This is a genomic window from Pseudonocardia sp. DSM 110487 (genome assembly GCF_019468565.1).
Taxonomy (GTDB): domain Bacteria; phylum Actinomycetota; class Actinomycetes; order Mycobacteriales; family Pseudonocardiaceae; genus Pseudonocardia.
Map to the genome: position 1 here is coordinate 7247673 of NZ_CP080521.1, position 15440 is coordinate 7263112.

The 15440-nt window shown below is 72.0% G+C and carries 18 protein-coding genes; 8 read left to right on the forward strand and 10 right to left on the reverse strand.

The genetic code is table 11. The features are described 5' to 3' along the window. Positions 1-53 precede the first annotated feature (53 nt). Together K1T35_RS33855 and K1T35_RS33860 are read left to right on the forward strand one after the other, a co-directional pair. Positions 54-1970, forward strand: coding sequence for an ABC transporter ATP-binding protein (locus K1T35_RS33855; protein WP_255621032.1), 1917 nt, complete (start codon positions 54-56; stop codon positions 1968-1970). Next, positions 1967-2737 carry an enoyl-CoA hydratase-related protein gene (locus K1T35_RS33860; protein ID WP_220255826.1) on the forward strand — a complete coding sequence of 257 codons (771 nt, stop codon included), beginning with the start codon at positions 1967-1969 and terminating at the stop codon, positions 2735-2737. The genes K1T35_RS33855 and K1T35_RS33860 overlap by 4 nt, the downstream gene beginning before the upstream one ends. Here the strand turns inward: K1T35_RS33860 and K1T35_RS33865 are convergent. Beyond that, the gene (locus K1T35_RS33865; RefSeq protein ID WP_220255827.1) at positions 2727-3089 is read right to left on the reverse strand and encodes a DUF2182 domain-containing protein; all 363 of its coding nucleotides are present in this window, start codon (positions 3087-3089) and stop codon (positions 2727-2729) included. The genes K1T35_RS33860 and K1T35_RS33865 overlap by 11 nt on opposite strands. Before the next feature lie 346 nt (positions 3090-3435). Next, a complete protein-coding gene (locus K1T35_RS33870) occupies positions 3436-4215 on the reverse strand; it encodes an NAD(P)H-dependent oxidoreductase (RefSeq protein WP_220255828.1) in 780 nt (259 codons plus the stop codon). Positions 4216-4333: 118 nt separating this feature from the next. On the opposite strand from K1T35_RS33870, the gene K1T35_RS33875 reads away from it, so the two are divergent. Further along, positions 4334-5062 (forward strand): helix-turn-helix transcriptional regulator, encoded by a 729-nt coding sequence (locus K1T35_RS33875; RefSeq protein ID WP_255621033.1) that lies wholly within the window; start codon positions 4334-4336, stop codon positions 5060-5062. Further along, the gene (locus tag K1T35_RS49880; RefSeq protein ID WP_370645184.1) at positions 4974-5183 is read left to right on the forward strand and encodes a hypothetical protein; all 210 of its coding nucleotides are present in this window, start codon (positions 4974-4976) and stop codon (positions 5181-5183) included. The genes K1T35_RS33875 and K1T35_RS49880 overlap by 89 nt, the downstream gene beginning before the upstream one ends. A 112-nt stretch (positions 5184-5295) precedes the next feature. Here the strand turns inward: K1T35_RS49880 and K1T35_RS33880 are convergent, their stop codons facing one another. Together K1T35_RS33880 and K1T35_RS33885 are read right to left on the reverse strand one after the other, a co-directional pair. Beyond that, entirely contained in the window at positions 5296-5718 is a 423-nt protein-coding gene (locus K1T35_RS33880) for a nitroreductase/quinone reductase family protein (RefSeq protein WP_220255829.1), read from the reverse strand. 17 nt (positions 5719-5735) lie between these two features. Beyond that, on the reverse strand, positions 5736-6326 hold the full coding sequence (locus K1T35_RS33885) for a TIGR03086 family metal-binding protein (RefSeq protein WP_220255830.1): 591 nt from the start codon (positions 6324-6326) through the stop codon (positions 5736-5738). Positions 6327-6545: 219 nt separating this feature from the next. On the opposite strand from K1T35_RS33885, the gene K1T35_RS33890 reads away from it, so the two are divergent. Beyond that, complete coding sequence (locus K1T35_RS33890; protein WP_370645527.1) at positions 6546-7385, forward strand: NAD-dependent protein deacetylase; 840 nt, start codon at positions 6546-6548, stop codon at positions 7383-7385. A 19-nt stretch (positions 7386-7404) separates the two neighbouring features. Here the strand turns inward: K1T35_RS33890 and K1T35_RS33895 are convergent, their stop codons facing one another. Further along, on the reverse strand, positions 7405-8736 hold the full coding sequence (locus K1T35_RS33895) for a lipopolysaccharide biosynthesis protein (protein ID WP_220255832.1): 1332 nt from the start codon (positions 8734-8736) through the stop codon (positions 7405-7407). Positions 8737-8886: 150 nt separating this feature from the next. Next, a complete protein-coding gene (locus tag K1T35_RS33900; RefSeq protein WP_220255833.1) occupies positions 8887-9078 on the reverse strand; it encodes a hypothetical protein in 192 nt (63 codons plus the stop codon). A 44-nt stretch (positions 9079-9122) separates the two neighbouring features. Between K1T35_RS33900 and K1T35_RS33905 the strand changes: the two genes are divergently transcribed. Together K1T35_RS33905 and K1T35_RS33910 are read left to right on the forward strand one after the other, a co-directional pair. Next, positions 9123-10088 carry a zinc-binding dehydrogenase gene (locus tag K1T35_RS33905; protein ID WP_220255834.1) on the forward strand — a complete coding sequence of 322 codons (966 nt, stop codon included), beginning with the start codon at positions 9123-9125 and terminating at the stop codon, positions 10086-10088. 91 nt (positions 10089-10179) lie between these two features. Further along, positions 10180-10650, forward strand: a complete 471-nt coding sequence (locus K1T35_RS33910; RefSeq protein ID WP_220255835.1) for a MarR family winged helix-turn-helix transcriptional regulator — start codon at positions 10180-10182, stop codon at positions 10648-10650. Between the two features lie 29 nt (positions 10651-10679). On the opposite strand, the gene K1T35_RS33915 is transcribed toward K1T35_RS33910, so the two are convergent. From K1T35_RS33915 to K1T35_RS33925, 3 genes are read right to left on the reverse strand one after another with little or no spacing between them, the layout of a single operon-like run. Then, a complete protein-coding gene (locus K1T35_RS33915; protein WP_220255836.1) occupies positions 10680-11327 on the reverse strand; it encodes an MOSC domain-containing protein in 648 nt (215 codons plus the stop codon). Continuing rightward, complete coding sequence (locus tag K1T35_RS33920) at positions 11324-12358, reverse strand: nitronate monooxygenase (RefSeq protein WP_220255837.1); 1035 nt, start codon at positions 12356-12358, stop codon at positions 11324-11326. The genes K1T35_RS33915 and K1T35_RS33920 overlap by 4 nt, the downstream gene beginning before the upstream one ends. Positions 12359-12413: 55 nt before the next feature. Further along, positions 12414-12794 (reverse strand): hypothetical protein, encoded by a 381-nt coding sequence (locus K1T35_RS33925; protein ID WP_220255838.1) that lies wholly within the window; start codon positions 12792-12794, stop codon positions 12414-12416. 71 nt (positions 12795-12865) lie between these two features. Here K1T35_RS33925 and K1T35_RS33930 point away from each other — a divergent pair, with 71 nt between their 5' ends. After that, complete coding sequence (locus K1T35_RS33930) at positions 12866-13237, forward strand: hypothetical protein (RefSeq protein WP_220255839.1); 372 nt, start codon at positions 12866-12868, stop codon at positions 13235-13237. 248 nt (positions 13238-13485) lie between these two features. Here the strand turns inward: K1T35_RS33930 and lepA are convergent, their stop codons facing one another. Further along, positions 13486-15324 (reverse strand): translation elongation factor 4, encoded by a 1839-nt coding sequence (lepA, locus tag K1T35_RS33935; protein ID WP_255621035.1) that lies wholly within the window; start codon positions 15322-15324, stop codon positions 13486-13488. Positions 15325-15440: the final 116 nt, after the last annotated feature.

Here is a 15440-nt window from a genome sequence, read left to right on the forward strand (position 1 = left end):
TCGCCGCGGAATGTCGGCCCCGCCCGGCACCATGGAGCGCCGGGGGGTGGAGCGTGGGCGAGCCGCTGATCGGTGTCGAGGACATGGAGACCCCGCGGTGGGCCGAGGGCTACGCGGCCACGGCGAACGCGGGGTTGCGAGCGGTGGCCGCGAAAGTGCCCGGCACCGTCGCGCTGGCCGTCCGGTGGGCATGGCGGGCGTCACCACCGCTCACGCTGCTCGCGGGCGTCGTGCAGATCGCCGCGGGCGCGGTCACCGCGTTCGGGCTGCTCGCAACGGCCGACGTCTTCACGCAGCTGCTCGCGCAGGGGCCCACCCCGGAGCGGGTGGTGGCGGCGCTGCCCGCGATCGCAACGGTCATCGCGGCCGGGGCGGCGCGTGGGCTGCTCGACGCCGCGGTCGCCGCGGTGCAGGGGGCGCTCGTGCCGCGGGTGGAGCAGCGGGCGCAGGACGACCTGCACGCCGCGGTCCTCCGCGTCGACCTCGCCGCGTTCGACGACGCCGATTTCACCGAGCTCGTCGAGCGGGCCAGCTCGGAGGGGCCGTCGCGGATCAGGAGCTGCGCGCAGGACACCGGCGACCTGATCGCCAGCATCGTGTCGGTGTCGGCCGCGGTCGTCAGCGCGGGTGTGCTGCACCCGGTGCTGGCCCCGGTCGTGCTGCTGGCGGCATTGCCGCGGGGCTGGGCCACCGTGCGGTCCGCTCGACTGATGTTCGCGTCCTTCGTACGGATGACCTCCGCTCGCCGCCGCAGCTCCGTGACGAGCATGTTGATCACGCGGCGCGACCCCGCTGCGGAGGTGCGGGCGTTCACCACCCAGCAGGTGCTGCTGGGCGAGCACCACCGGATCAGCGACCTGATCACCGCCGAGGCCGTGCGCCTCGAACGCGACCGCACGATCGTCCAGCTGATCGGGCGCACCGTGTCGGGGGTGGGCACCGGGTTGGCGTACGGCGTGCTCGCCCTGCTGCTCTACGGAGGCGGCATGCCGCTCGCGTTGGCAGGCGCCGCGGCGCTGGCCATGCGCACGGCAGGCCAGTCCGTCTCCAACACGATCTACGAGGTCAACCACCTCTACGAGGCGAGTTTCTACCTCGACCTGTACCGGTCCTGCCTCGACGAGGTCGGGCGCCGGAGCCGCGCGTCGGCTGCTGGGCGGCTGCGCGGCGATCCGGCCGAGGTCACGCTCACCGGCGTCACGTTCCGGTACCCGGGGCAGGAGCAGCCCGCCGTCGACGGTGTCAGCTGCACGCTCCGCCGCGGCGAGGTGATCGCGCTCGTGGGGGAGAACGGATCGGGCAAGTCCACCCTCGCCAAGCTCATCACCGGGCTCTACCTCGCCGACTCCGGCACGGTCGCGTGGGACGGCGTCGACGTCGCCACGGTCGACCAGCGCGAGCTGCACGAGCGCGTCTCCGTGGTGTTCCAGGACCCGCTGCGCTGGCCGATGCACGCGGAGAACAACGTCCGCATCGGCCGGCTCGACCGCCCCGACCCCGACGGCGCGCGGCTCGCCGACGCTGCGGCCCGCTCCGGCGCCGACGACGTGGTGGCCGAGCTGCCGGCCGGGTGGGCCACGGTGCTGTCGCGGCAGTTCCAGGGCGGGCGGGACCTGTCCGGCGGCCAGTGGCAGCGCCTCTCGGTGGCCCGGGGGCTCTACCGCGACGCGCCCGTCGTGATCGCCGACGAGCCGACCGCCGCGCTCGACGCCCGGGCCGAGCACGCCGTGTTCGCCGCGCTGCGGGGGCTCGCCGGCACGGGCGGCGACCGGATCACCGTCCTCGTCACGCACCGGCTGGCGAACGTCAGGCACGCCGACCAGATCCTGGTGCTGGAGCAGGGCCGCCTGATCGAGCACGGCACCCACGAGCAGCTGATGGCCCACCGCGGCGTCTACGAGGAGCTCTTCACGCTCCAGGCCAGCGCGTACACCGGTGAGGGCGACGCGCGGGATACCGTCCCCGCATGACGGAGCTGGTGCACCTCGACGTCGCCGCCGGCGTCGCCACGATCACGCTCGACTCCCCCGCCAACCGCAACGCCCTCTCGGCGCAGGTGCGCCGGGAGCTGCTCGCCCACCTGCAGGCGGCGATCGCCGACGACGGCGTGCGCGTGATCGTCCTGGGCCACACGGGCCGGGTGTTCTGCTCGGGGATGGACCTCAAGGAGTCGCGCGGTGCCGGGGCGCAGGACCAGGGCGTCAACGATTTCCCGGCGATCCTGGAACGGATCTGGTCCTCGCCGACGCCGGTCGTCGCCCGGGTCGCGGGCCCGGCGCGGGCGGGCGGGGTCGGCCTGGTGGCGGCCTGTGACGTCGCGGTGGCGGCCGAGGACGCCACGTTCGCGTTCAGCGAGGTCAGGATCGGCGTGGTGCCTGCGGTCATCTCGGTCACCGTGCTGCCGCGGCTGCTGCCCCGCGCGGCACACGAGCTGTTCCTCACCGGTGAGACGTTCGACGGGCCGCGGGCCGTGCGGATCGGGCTGGTCAACAGCGCCGTCCCGGGCGTCGACCTCGACGCCGAGGTCGCGCGCTACGTCGAGATGCTGCGCCTCGGCGCCCCTGGCGCGCTGGCCGCCACCAAGGCGATGCTGCGGCGCGACCGCCCGTCGGCACTGGGCGCGCAGTTCGCCGAGATGCAGGAGCTCTCCGCCCGCCACTTCGCGGGCGATGAAGGGCAGGAAGGCATGCGCGCCTTCACCGAGAAGCGCCCCCCGGCCTGGGCCGTCAGGCCGTGACGAGGATCAGCGAGGCCACCAGCAGCGCCGCGGCGGCCGGCCGGCCGAGCTTCGTGCCTGCCACGAGCAACGTGCGCGCCGCCACGATCGCCGAGACGAGGACCACCAGCAACAGCGCGCCGTGCCCCGCCGCGGCCATCGCGAGCATGAGCAGACCGCAGCTGCCCACGCACGCGCAGGCCTGGCGGGCACCGAACCGCACACAGGCGGCGTCCGCCCGCCACCCCGTCGGCGGCAGTGCCGCGGGGAGGTGACAGGAGCGGAGGAAGCGGCGCTTGCGGGACGTGAGCTCGTAGCCGGCCGCGACGAGCAGCAGTGCGGCAGCCAGCAGCCCACGGTCGACCGCGAGCACCGCGTCAACCGCACTGATCAGCGTGGACCGACGTCTGGTAAGCCCAGCTCGTCGGATCGGACGCCGCACGTTCCTGCATCACCCGGATCGCCCGCGCGTAGGCGAGGGTCACCGGGTGCCATGGCCCGGATTGCTCCAACTTCCAGATATCCTGCCGCACCAAAGGACTTGTCACGGGTCCTCCCCCTCGTATGCCGAGCAATGGCTCATTCGCGATGCTCACGAGGGCGACGAATCCGGGCAATACGCAGTACTGCGTATCGATGACGCCTCACACACCGACATCCGCCGCCACACACCGACTGCAGTCGCTGTACCGGCACCAGAATCGGTGTGTGAGCTGCGGTCACCCGTGCACGTGCAGCCCGAAACCCGTCCGGCCCGCGAGCTCCAGCCCTTCCTTCAGGTGTAGCGAGGGGATCTCGTAGTCACCGAAGTTCTGCTTCCGGAACGCGATCGGCTCGGTCGACTCCAGCGTGAGCAGGCGCTGCTCCCACGCCTTGGCGACATCCGAGTAGTCCTCGTCGGTCATCCGGTCGGTGCCGTACAGCACGAACGGCGGCAGCACCTCGATGCCAGGGTAATAGAGGATGCCGTGCTGGATCGGGAACAGCAGATCGTCGATGGGACCGTTGATCCCGCGAGCCGCGTAATGCGACTCCGGGCCACCGGCCGTCACCGACAGCAGAGCCTTCCTGCCCGCGAGGGTGCCTTCGCCGAAGCGCTCGCCGTACCTGGTGTCGCTGTGCTCGCCGACGCCGTACCCGAAGTGGTAGGTGAACACCCGGTCCACCCACCCTTTGAGGATCGCGGGCATCGCGTACCACCACAGCGGGAACTGGAAGATCATCGTGTCGGCCCACAACAGCTTCTCCTGCTCGGCGAGGACGTCCGGGGTGAGCGTCCCGGCGTCGAAGGCCCGGCCCGAGTCGAGGGCGACCTTCAGCGGACTCGAGGCGTTGGGGCCGTAGTCCGCGGCGTCCACGACCGCCTTCCAGTTCATCGCGTACAGATCGCTCACCCGTACCTCGTGCCCGGCAGTCTCCAATGTGGACACCGCGAGGTCCTTGAGCGAGCTGTTGAGCGACTTCGGCTCCGGGTGGGCGTAGACGATCAGTGCCTTCATGCCTTCGATCTTGGGCGCCGAGGCGCCCGGCGTTCAGGGGCGCCGCTTCCATCGGACGGGACTTCCTGGTAACCGCAGGACCACCTTCAGGGGCACCACCGACGGCCATACTGGGCGCATGGACGATCTTGCGGGCTTCCTGCGAACCCGGCGTTCCCGGGTCGACCCGGCGGCCGTCGGCATCCCCACCGACAGGCGCCGCCGGGTCGAGGGGCTGCGCCGCGAAGACGTCGCGCACCTGTCCGGAGTCAGCGTCGACTATTACGTACGCCTGGAGCAGGGCCGCTCGACCCAGCCCTCCGAGCAGGTCCTCGACGCGCTCGCAGGCGTCCTCGGCCTCGACGAGACCGAACGCGGGCACCTCTACCGCCTCGCCCGGCAGCGTCGCCGCCGCGCGAAGGCGCCGGTCGGGCGGGTCCGGCCGGAGCTGCTGCGCGTCCTCGAACTGGTCACCGACGCACCCGCGCTGATCATGGACCACCGCATGGACGTCCTCGCCGGGAACCGCCTCGCCGGGCTCCTCTACGGCCGGCCGATGCCGGGTCTGAACTCCGCCCGGCACATCTTCCTCGAAGAGGCCGAGCGCGGCCTTTACGCGGACTGGGAGAACTGCACCCTCGACGTGGTCGGGCACCTGCGCCTGGCCGCCGGCAAATACCCCGATGACCCCCGCCTGGCCTCGACCATCGGCGAGCTGGCAATGGGCAGCGAGCGCTTCCGACGCCTCTGGGCCCGCGCGGACGTCCGCGCCCGCACACATGGACGCAAGGCATACCCGGCATCCGCTGGTCGGGCTGCTGGAACTACACCAGGAGAACTTCGCACTTCCGGACGAATCAGGAATTGAGCTGCTAGTGCTCTCCGCGGCCCCCTCCAGCCCCGCCGAGGACGGGTTGCGCCTGCTCGCGGGCCTCGGCGCGGACAGCCCTGATGCGCATCCCGCGGTGGACGCTCGCGTCCGGGAGTAGGAGGCCGCGCACGATCCCCCGGCAGGTCGAGTCGGCCCGGTGGTGGTCTCGATACGGGACGGCGCTGAGGCGCCGTCCCTACTCGACCACCGGTGGCTTGATCGGCGCCTGGTCAGCGCGTCTCCGGCGAAGCCAGCTCGACCACCGGGATCGTCCGCGTCGTCTTCCGCTCGTGCTCGGCGAAGAACGGGTAGGTCACCTTCAGCATCTCCCACACCGGCTCGCGCTCGGCGCCCTCGAGCGTCCGCGCCACCGCGTGCCGGGGAGCACCCGACTCGTCGCCCACCTCGACGGTGACCTCCGGGTCGGCCACGAGGTTCAGGTACCAGTCCGGGTGCCGGGGCGCCCCGATGTTCGACGCGATCACGAGCACGCGGTCGCCGTCGCGGTGGAACATCATCGGGGTGGTGCGGGGCTCTCCCGTGCGCCGCCCCGTGGTGGTGAGCAGCACCAGGCGCTCGCGGTGCATCCCGTCGACCTCGCCGCCCGTCCGGAACTGCTCGATCACGCGTTTGTTGACCTCGCGCACATCCATCAGGCCAGCCTGCCGTGTCACGGCGTCCACCGCGCGTCGCGACCGGACGCCGCGAGGGCACGTTCGAACGCGGGCGCATCGGCCGGCACCGTGACCTCGGCACCGAACCAGCCGCCCTCCCGCCCGGACGGCGCCATCGCGAGCACGCCATCGAGTACCACGGCGCCGAGCGCCTCGGGGACGTCGAGGGACCGGCCGGACGCACGGGCGAGGTCCCAGGCGTGCACGGCGAACTCGGCCGTCATCATCGAGCCGATCGCGGCCGCGGGCATCGCCGCGCCACCCATGCTCGCCTCGCCCTGCCACGCGGACGGCTCGGCCCACACGCGCGCGGCGGCCCCCGCCTCATCGGCGCAGGCCTGCGCCCACATCTGTTCGGGCAGCCCGACGAGGTAGGGCGTGCGATCCTCCCCGCTCCACGACGGGTCCCACGGCTCGCGGGCGCCGGAGCGGTGCGCCAGCAGGAACCCGAACGCCAGGTGGTTCACGACATCGCGGACGGTGTAGTCCGCGCACGGCGACCGGTCGTCGTAGCGAGCGAGTTCGGTGTCACGGATCGTCGCGACGGCCAGGTCGATGCTCTGTCGCAGGTGGTCTGCCGTATCCATGCGTCGAGCATGCCTCCCCGCGAAGCCGCGGTATTGCACGAACGCGACAGCCAGTGCTTCCCACCGGTGGTTCGTCGGGGGTATCGGTGGATCCAGCTTCTCGCTGGGCGTGCCGGCGGGCAGCCCTCGTACCGGGCGTACTCGGGCTGTCCGCCGGTGCGTCCAGCGTGGAGCTGGGCCGCCGAGACCTCCGGCGAACCTCCGGTGGGGAGCACTAGCCTGGCAACCGTGGACGTGCTGGAGGCACCTGCGCTCGACCGCGCGCTCGGCGTGCTCGCGAGCCGCCCGATCGTCGCGCTCACCGGCGCAGGCCTGTCCACCGACTCCGGTATCCCCGACTACCGCGGTCCGGGCTCGCCGCGCCGCACCCCGATGACCTACCAGGAGTTCCTCTCCGGCGAGGCGGCGCAGCGGCGGTACTGGGCACGCAGCCACGTCGGGTGGGCCCGCATGGGGCACGCCGCACCGAACGCCGGCCATCGCGCGCTCTCCGCGCTCGAGCGGTGCGGTGCGCTGCACGGGCTGATCACGCAGAACGTCGACGGGCTGCACGTGGCCGCCGGGAGCCGGGCCGTGATCGACCTGCACGGGCGCATCGCCGACGTCGTCTGCGTGGGATGCCGGCGGCGTAGCAGCCGCGCCGAGCTGCAGGAGCGGCTCACGGTGCTCAACCCCGGATTCGTCGAGGCGGCAGGCACCGCCGTCGAGGCCGCGCCGGACGGCGACGCGGAGCTCGCGGCCGTCGACGGGTTCCGGCCGGCCCGGTGCACCGGGTGCGGCGGCGTGCTGAAGCCGGACGTGGTGTTCTTCGGTGAGAACGTGCCGCGTGATCGGGTGGCCAGCGCCTACGCCATGGTCGACGCGGCCGCGGCGCTGCTCGTCGCCGGCTCGTCGTTGACGGTGATGTCAGGCCTGAGGTTCGTGCGGTACGCGCACAAGGCCGGCGTCCCCGTCGTGATCGTCAACCGGGGCGCGACCCGGGGCGACCCGCTCGCCACCGTGCGGGTCGACGCCGGATGCTCGGAGACGCTGTCCGCTCTCGCCGCGGCGGCGGCCTGACCTGGGTCGTGCCTGAGAACTACACATGCGGCCGGCGCGGCCGCCTCCTCGCCATGGCGCGCACTGCCAGCACACCCGCCGCCGCGATGCTCTGGGCGCCGAGCCACGCGACCCCGGTGGCGACGATGCCCATCACCGGCATCAGGAACCAGCTCGCGCCGATGACCACCGTCGTGATCGCCGCAGGCAGTCCGAACAGGACCCGCCCGTCGCGGCGCACGCGCGCGGCCCAGACGGCCGACGAGATGATGGCGTTGGGCACGGCCGACAGCGCGAGCAGCGCCAGCAGCAGGCTGCCCTCCTGGGCGTAGTGGGCGCCGAACAGCGACAACAGCGGGTAGGCCGCCCCAGCGATCACGACCACCGCCGGGACGAGCAGCGCCATCGCCTTGCAGATCATGCTGTGACGGGCCGCCTCGAGCCGGGCGGGGTCGGCAGCGACGTGGGCGACGAGCGACTGCCCCATGCCGTTGACGATCAGGTAGAGCGCATAGGCGATCTGCCAGGTGATGCCGTACACGGCGGCCGCCTCCGCGCCGAGGCGAGCGAACACCACCAGCGGGAGGCCGAACACCGCGGCGAGCAGGAACACCGTGCCGGCGTAGTCGGCCCGCACGAACGACGCGACGTCCCGCACCGTGACAGTGGCCGGCGCCCGGTCGGCCTCGTCAGCGCGGTCCCGCGGGAGCACCCGCGCCAGGTAGACCGTGACGATCAGGACGATCACCGCGGTGGCCGCGACCCAGGACACGGCGAGCCCGCTCGACATCCCGAGCGCGGCCGCCCCGCCGAGGAACACGATCTTCAGCACGGAGAACACCAGGTTCTCCACCGGGACGAGCGTGGCCTTCTTGAGCGCGGGCAGGACGTAGTCCTGGATGACGAACATCGCCCACACCGGCGTGGAGAGCGTGAAGAACGCCAGGAGCTCTGACCCGCCGAACGCGGAGTGCAGCTCGGGCGCCCACCACGAGGCGCCGAGGGCGAACACCGCACCGGCCAGTGCGGCCGCGGCGATGGCCGCGGCATAGCAGCACACCACGAGCGTGCGGACGTGCCGACCCGCCACCGGGACGAAACGCAGCAGCGCGTTACCGAGGTTGAGCTGCGCCGCGGTGCCCAGGAGCGTCATCGCGGACAGGACGGTGCTGTTCACACCCACGGTGGCCGAGTCGTACAACCGGGCGGCCAGTATCCAGAAGAGCAGCCCGAGCCCCGAGGTGAGTCCGGAGCTGAGTACGAGCGCGAGCCCGTCGCGGTGCTGCGGACTCCGCCATCCACGCAGGAGACCCGATCGCACCTGGGCGGTACGGCCACGGGTCGGGACGGGGTGCTCCTGCAAGGTCGTCATGGGCCTTCCGCTCGCCGGATCACCCGAAGCGGGCGCATCGGGTGTTGCGCCCACCCTGATGGCTGAGCGCTGTGGCGAAGCTGAGAGCAAGTCGTTATCTGAAGTGGCGCTGAGAAATGCGGCGACCGTCACAGCGACGGTCGGGAGTGATCAGTCGCGCCCGACGGCCCGGCGAGCGGCGATCCGGGCTGCCGCGGCGTTCACGACGCGGTCGGACAGCACGGCGGTGCCCCAGCACAGCGGGACCAGCACGACCGTGGCGAGCAGCACCTGGAACCCGAACGGGAGCTGTGTGAGCCAAAGCTCGACCGCGTCCCACCAGTCCGCAACTGCCCGCAGCACGTCTCACACAGTAGACCTGCGCGATCCTGGCTAGATTTCGCGCCATGTTCGCCGTCTACGCCGCAGAGCCCAACGCCGACGCTCCGCTCGACTCGCTCACCGTGGGAGAGCGCCCCGCCCCGGAGGTTCCCGACGGGTGGGTCGCCGTGACCATGACCGCCGCGAGCCTCAACATGCACGACATCTGGACGCTGCGGGGTGTGGGGATCAAGCCGGACCAGTTCCCGATGATCCTGGGCTGCGACGGCGCCGGCACCCTCGAGGACGGCACCGAGGTCGTCCTGCACTCGGTGATCGGCGACCCCGCGTGGGACGGCGACGAGACCCTCGACCCCAAGCGCACGCTCCTCACGGAGAAGCACCAGGGGACGTTCGCCGAGACCGTCGTGGTGCCCGCCCGCAACGCCGTGCCGAAGCCGGCCGGGCTCACCGCCGTCGAGGCGTCGGTGATGGGCACCGCATGGCTCACCGCCTACCGGATGCTCTTCACGAAGTCCGGCCTGAAGCCCGGCCAGACGATGCTCGTGCAGGGCGCGTCCGGCGGGGTGTCGACGGCGCTGGTGCAGCTGGGCCGCGCCGCGGGGATGCGGGTCTGGGTGACCGGTCGCACCGATGAGAAGCGCGCGGTCGCCGAGCGGCTGGGGGCCCACCGCACGTTCCCGTCGGGCGAGCGGCTGCCGGAGCGCGTCGACGCCGTCTTCGAGACGGTCGGTGACGCGACGTGGTCGCACTCGATGCGAGCGCTCAAGCCGGGTGGGGTGATAGTCGTCTCCGGTTCCACCAGTGGGCCCAACCCCGGCGCCGACCTCCAGCGGCTGTTCTTCCTCCAGCTGCGCGTGATCGGTTCGACCATGGGCACCCGCCAAGAGCTCGTTGACCTGCTGCAATTCGTCGAGAACGCCGGAATTTCACCCCAGATCGGGCTCGAACTTTCCATGGATCGGGCCGCCGACGGGTTCCGCGCGATGCTCGATGGAGACACGTCCGGGAAGATCGTATTCACTAGATGAAGCCGTTCATCGCGCTGAATCCGCCGTTCGTCTAGCGCCTCGGCTTCCTGAGAACCCCGATCGGCCCTCTCAGGACGTACAGTGTGTGACCGTGTCTGAGCCACCAAGTCGAATGGCGCCGGGGAATGCGCATCCCGCCCCGGCGCCGCGGGTGACAGGTCTGGTCGAGCTGCTCGACCGTTTGGACCGCGCCGTCGCCTCCGCGCTCTCGTCCGTCACATCGGCCGAGGGCGTGAGCCGAGACGGCTGGCGCGTGTTACTGATGCTGGCCCGCGGCGGCGGGCGGAGCATGGGCGAGATCGCCTCGCACACCGCTCTGCCGGCGCCCACGGCCACCCGCGTCGTCGACCGTCTGGTCGCCGCGCAGCTGGCCTACCGACGCACCGACCCCATCGATCGCAGGCGAGTGCTCGTCCACCTCGCGGGCGGAGGCCGCGCCGTCGTCGAGAGGGTCTGCGGCCGGGTGGAGCGCCGGGCGGGCGATGCCCTCGGCTCCCCCCACACCCCCGAGCGGGCCCAGCTCGCCGAGCTCCTCGAGGCGCTGGCGAGCCAGCCCGCCTGATCCCCCTATCCCCCGACAGCGACCCCGAACTACGCCCCCGACAGCTCCAACGCCCGATCCAGCCAAGCCTGGTCCCGCACCCCCATGTACCCCCGGGCCACGGCCACCTCGGGTGCCCGCTCGCGCGCCACGGTGGACGCCGCCATCAGGTCGGCCACGGTCACGCCGTGGTCCGGCCGGTCGAGCAGCTCCACCGTGTCGCCGGCGCGCACCAGCCCCGGCCGCTCCACGGCCAGGTACGCCCCCGGCCGTCCGGCCGCGATGAACCGCTTGACGAGATCCGGCACGCCCCGAAATCCGGCGAACACCCGGCACGGATTGCGCGAGCTGCGTACCTGCAGCACCGCCTCACCCACCCGCCAGCGCTCGCCGAGCACCGCGCCGGTGCAGTCCACACCGGACACGGTGAGGTTCTCGCCCACCCCGCCGGGCCGGAACTCCTGCCCGAGCTCGGCCGCCCAGAATGCGAGGTCCTCGGCCGCGTAGGCGTACACGGCCTGGTCCGGGCCGCCGTGGTGCTTGGTGTGGCAGATCGTGTCGCCCTGCACCCCGGCGGCCGTGAGCAGCACCGGGCCGTCGACCGGTCGTTTGTCGATCCCGGTGCGCCCGTCCGGCGCCCGGGTGTCGATGTCGCTGCGCACGAAGGCGACGTTGACCGACTCGATCTTCCCGGTCATCGGGCAACACCCGCCGCGGCGCGGGAGGTGGCCTCGCGGGCCTCCTCGAGCAGCGTCGCCACCAGCTCGGCCGCCGGTAGCGACCGGGCGAGCGGGTAGGCCTGGCCCGCCCACAGGTTCATGGAGGCCGGGTCGCCGTGGGCCCTGATCGGTCGCGTCATGTGGTGCACCTGTGGGTAGGCGGCCGGGGCCGCGTCGGTGTGGTCGTCGAGGAACGTGTTGCGGATGCCGCGCGCGGGGCGGCCGGTGAACGCGCGGGTGATCGCTGTCGCAGGGCGTTCCGGATCGCCGAGCGCCGCGCGGTGGGCGGGCTTCGTGCCGGCCTCGGGGCAGAGCAGGAACGCGGTGCCGAGCTGGGCGGCCGACGCGCCCGCGGCCAGCACGGCGGCGACGCCCGCGCCGTCGACGATGCCGCCCGTGGCCACCAGCGGGAGGTCGACGGCCGCCGCGACGAGCCGCAGCAGCGCGAGGAGCCCGTACTGCGGCCCGCCCGCCGGGTCGGCGGGATCGTTCTCGAACACGCCCCGGTGCGCCCCGGCCTCCACGCCCTGCACGACGAGCCCGTCGACGCCCGCCGCGGCGGCCTGCCGCGCCTCCTCCGGGGTGGTGATGGTGGCGAGCACCTCGCTGCCGACCGCGTGCAGCCGGGACACCGCATCCGGGTCGGGGCAGCCGAACGTGAACGACACCGCCGGCACCGGGTCCGACAGCAGCAGCGCGAGCTTGTCCGGGTACCCGTCGTCGTCCCAGACCGGGTCCCCCGGCTCGAGGCCGGCCGCGACGAGCCGCTCGCGGTAGGAGGCCACCCCGGCGCCGTGCCGCTCGCCGGGGAGGAACAGGTTCACGCCGAAGGGCCGTTCGGTGCGCTTGCGGACCGCGGCCACCGCGGCGCCGAGCGCGTCGGCGTCGAGGTAGCCGCCCGCGAGGAACCCGAACCCGCCCGCGTCGGACACCGCGGAGACCAGGTCGGGGGTGGTGGGTCCGCCGGCCATCGGCGCCAGCACGATCGGGGAGTCCAGCGCGGTCAGCACGCGGTTCACGCTAGCCCGGCGATCCGACCGCGGCACGGGAGTTGTGAGCGGCGAGTCAGCCGCCGCGCAGGAACGCGTCGGCCGTGGCCTGGCCGGCCGCGGCGTACGGGAACGCGACGAGCAACAGCGCGCCCACCGCGATCACGAGGAAGCGGCGCAACCAGCCACCGCGCACGAGGAGCCAGCCCGCGAGGTAGGCGATCACGAGCGGAAGGGTGATCGTGTACAGCGTCGTGAGCTCGGCAGCGGGATCCTCCCCCGCCGGTGTGTCCCCGGCCGCGGTGAGCACCACGCCGACGGCTGCGATGACCATGAGGCCTGCCACGAGGATCGTCCACCTGCCCTTCGCGCGCCCCGCCGCGACGCCGATGAGCAGCGCGACCAGCAGGACGGCGCCCGTGACGGCCGGGGCGTACGGGAGGAGGCTGACACCCATGGGTCTCATCGTGCCCCCCGACCGGGTCATCCGGGCAGCCGCCGCGCCGGTGCTGATCTAGCGTCCGGGGTGTGCGCCGCTCGACCGCCGCAGCCGCCCTGCTCACCGCGCTCGCGCTGGGCCTGCTCGGCCCACCCGCCACCGCGTCGGCCCAGCCACCCGGCGACGTCGCCGCGTGCCTCGACGGGAACTGCACGCTCCGGATCACCGGTCCGGTGACCGTCCCCCTCGACGGCCGGGCAGGCCCGACCGGGCTCTCGGTGTCGTCGATCGGGCCGTTCGCCGTGGCGTTCTGGGTGCACCGGCCCACCGGCGACGGGCTGGGCGTGGTGGGCAACGCCGGCTCCGTCCGGTTCGGCTCGGACCGCGGCACGCTGGCGGTGCGGGTGCTCGAGCTCGGCCCCGACGCCGCGGTGATCGAGCTGAGCACCGAGCCGACATAGCACCCGACCATGATCAGCGGTCTGGTGCAGAGCCGGCCGGATGTGGCCGTTTCCGCGCCGAGCCGATGATCTTGCCTCGCAAGATCAGGCTTCCGGTGCATCCACGGCCACATATGGCCGTCCGCGCACCCGGGGCGTGATCACACGGTGTCCGGGCTTCAGGGGCGCAGGCCGTCCATGGTCATGCCCCCCATGGTCCCCTCATTCGTCTCGACCTGCACAGACGGAATCGGGGACGCGCGGGTTCCTTACTTCTTCGCTTTGTCCGTGGCGGATTCGGTGGACAGCGCCGCGACGAAGGCCTCCTGCGGGACCTCGACCCGCCCGATGGTCTTCATCCGCTTCTTGCCCTCCTTCTGCTTCTCCAGGAGCTTGCGCTTGCGGGTGATGTCCCCGCCGTAGCACTTGGCGAGCACGTCCTTGCGCATCGCGCGGATGTTCTCGCGCGCGATGATGCGGGACCCGATCGCCGCCTGGATCGGCACCTCGAACTGCTGGCGCGGAATGAGCTCGCGCAGCTTGGAGGCCATCGTGGTGCCGTAGGCGTATGCCTGGTCCTTGTGCCGGATGGCCGAGAACGCGTCGACCGGCTCACCCTGCAGCAGGATGTCGACCTTGACCAGGTCGGACGCCTGCTCACCCGCCTCCTCGTAGTCGAGCGAGGCGTAGCCGCGGGTGCGGGACTTCAGCGCGTCGAAGAAGTCGAAGATGATCTCCGCGAGAGGCATGGTGTAGCGCAGCTCGACTCGGCTCTCCGACAGGTAGTCCATGCCGCCGAGCTGGCCGCGCCGGGTCTGGCACAGCTCCATGATCGCGCCGATGTACTCGGACGGCGCCAGGATCGTGGTCTTGACGATCGGCTCGTACACCTCGGCGACCTTGCCCGTGGGCCAGTCCGAGGGGTTGGTGACGACCATCTCCGAGCCGTCGTCGAGGATCACCCGGTAGACGACGTTGGGCGCGGTCGAGATCAGGTCCAGTCCGGCCTCACGCTCCAGCCGGTCGCGGGTGATCTCCAGGTGCAGCAGGCCGAGGAAGCCGCAGCGGAAGCCGAAGCCGAGCGCCGTCGACGTCTCCGGTTCGTAGGTGAGCGCCGCGTCGTTGAGCTGCAGCTTGTCCAGTGCGTCGCGCAGCTCCGGGTAGTCGGATCCGTCCACCGGGTAGAGCCCGGAGTAGACCATCGGCCGCGGCTCCCGGTAGCCGGTGAGCGGCTCGGTGGCCCCCTTGCGCTGGCTGGTGACGGTGTCACCGACCTTGGACTGACGCACGTCCTTCACGCCGGTGATCAGGTAGCCCACCTCGCCGACGCCCAGTCCTACCGAGGGCTTCGGGTCCGGGGAGACGATGCCCACTTCCAGGAGCTCGTGCACGGCGCCGGTGGACATCATCTTGATCCGCTCGCGCGGGGTGATCTTCCCGTCGACGACGCGGATGTAGGTGATGACGCCGCGGTAGGTGTCGTACACCGAGTCGAAGATCATCGCGCGGGCGGGAGCGTCCGAGTCGCCCTGCGGGGCCGGAACCACGTCGACGACCTGGTCGAGCAGTTCCACCACGCCGTCGCCGGTCTTCGCGCTCACCCGCAGGACGTCCCACGGCTCGCACCCGATGATGTGGGCGATCTCCGCGGCGTAGCGGTCGGGGTCCGCCGCCGGCAGGTCGATCTTGTTGAGGACCGGGATGATCGTGAGATTCTTGTCCAGCGCCAGGTACAGGTTGGCGAGGGTCTGCGCCTCGATCCCCTGGGCGGCGTCGACGAGCAGGATCGCGCCCTCGCACGCCTCGAGCGCGCGCGAGACCTCGTAGGTGAAGTCGACGTGGCCCGGGGTGTCGATCAGGTGCAGGACGTGGTCCTTGCCGTCGACCCGCCACGGCAGCCGCACGTTCTGGGCCTTGATCGTGATGCCGCGCTCGCGCTCGATGTCCATCCGGTCGAGGTACTGGGCGCGCATCAGGCGCTCCTCGACCACGCCGGTGAGCTGCAGCATGCGGTCGGCCAGGGTCGACTTGCCGTGGTCGATGTGCGCGATGATGCAGAAGTTCCGGATCAGCTCCGGCGGGGTGAACGTCTGATCGGCGAAGCTCACACTGTTCCTTCTCGTACGGGGTCTCCCCATCGTCCCACGTCGATGCGGGCCCCGATCCGAACGGGTGAGCTACTCGGCCACGCATCGGATCTGTGATCCGCGCCGCCGGGCCCTGA

Coding starts and splice junctions, on each gene's coding strand:
- K1T35_RS33895 (WP_220255832.1), bottom strand. CDS start 8,736: ATGACGACCTTGCAGGAGCACCCCGTCCCGACCCGTGGCCGTACCGCC.
- K1T35_RS33860 (WP_220255826.1), top strand. CDS start 1,967: ATGACGGAGCTGGTGCACCTCGACGTCGCCGCCGGCGTCGCCACGATC.
- K1T35_RS33925 (WP_220255838.1), bottom strand. CDS start 12,794: ATGGGTGTCAGCCTCCTCCCGTACGCCCCGGCCGTCACGGGCGCCGTC.
- K1T35_RS33875 (WP_255621033.1), top strand. CDS start 4,334: ATGGACGATCTTGCGGGCTTCCTGCGAACCCGGCGTTCCCGGGTCGAC.
- K1T35_RS33905 (WP_220255834.1), top strand. CDS start 9,123: ATGTTCGCCGTCTACGCCGCAGAGCCCAACGCCGACGCTCCGCTCGAC.
- K1T35_RS33880 (WP_220255829.1), bottom strand. CDS start 5,718: ATGGATGTGCGCGAGGTCAACAAACGCGTGATCGAGCAGTTCCGGACG.
- K1T35_RS33885 (WP_220255830.1), bottom strand. CDS start 6,326: ATGGATACGGCAGACCACCTGCGACAGAGCATCGACCTGGCCGTCGCG.
- K1T35_RS33915 (WP_220255836.1), bottom strand. CDS start 11,327: ATGACCGGGAAGATCGAGTCGGTCAACGTCGCCTTCGTGCGCAGCGAC.
- K1T35_RS49880 (WP_370645184.1), top strand. CDS start 4,974: ATGGACGCAAGGCATACCCGGCATCCGCTGGTCGGGCTGCTGGAACTA.
- K1T35_RS33870 (WP_220255828.1), bottom strand. CDS start 4,215: ATGAAGGCACTGATCGTCTACGCCCACCCGGAGCCGAAGTCGCTCAAC.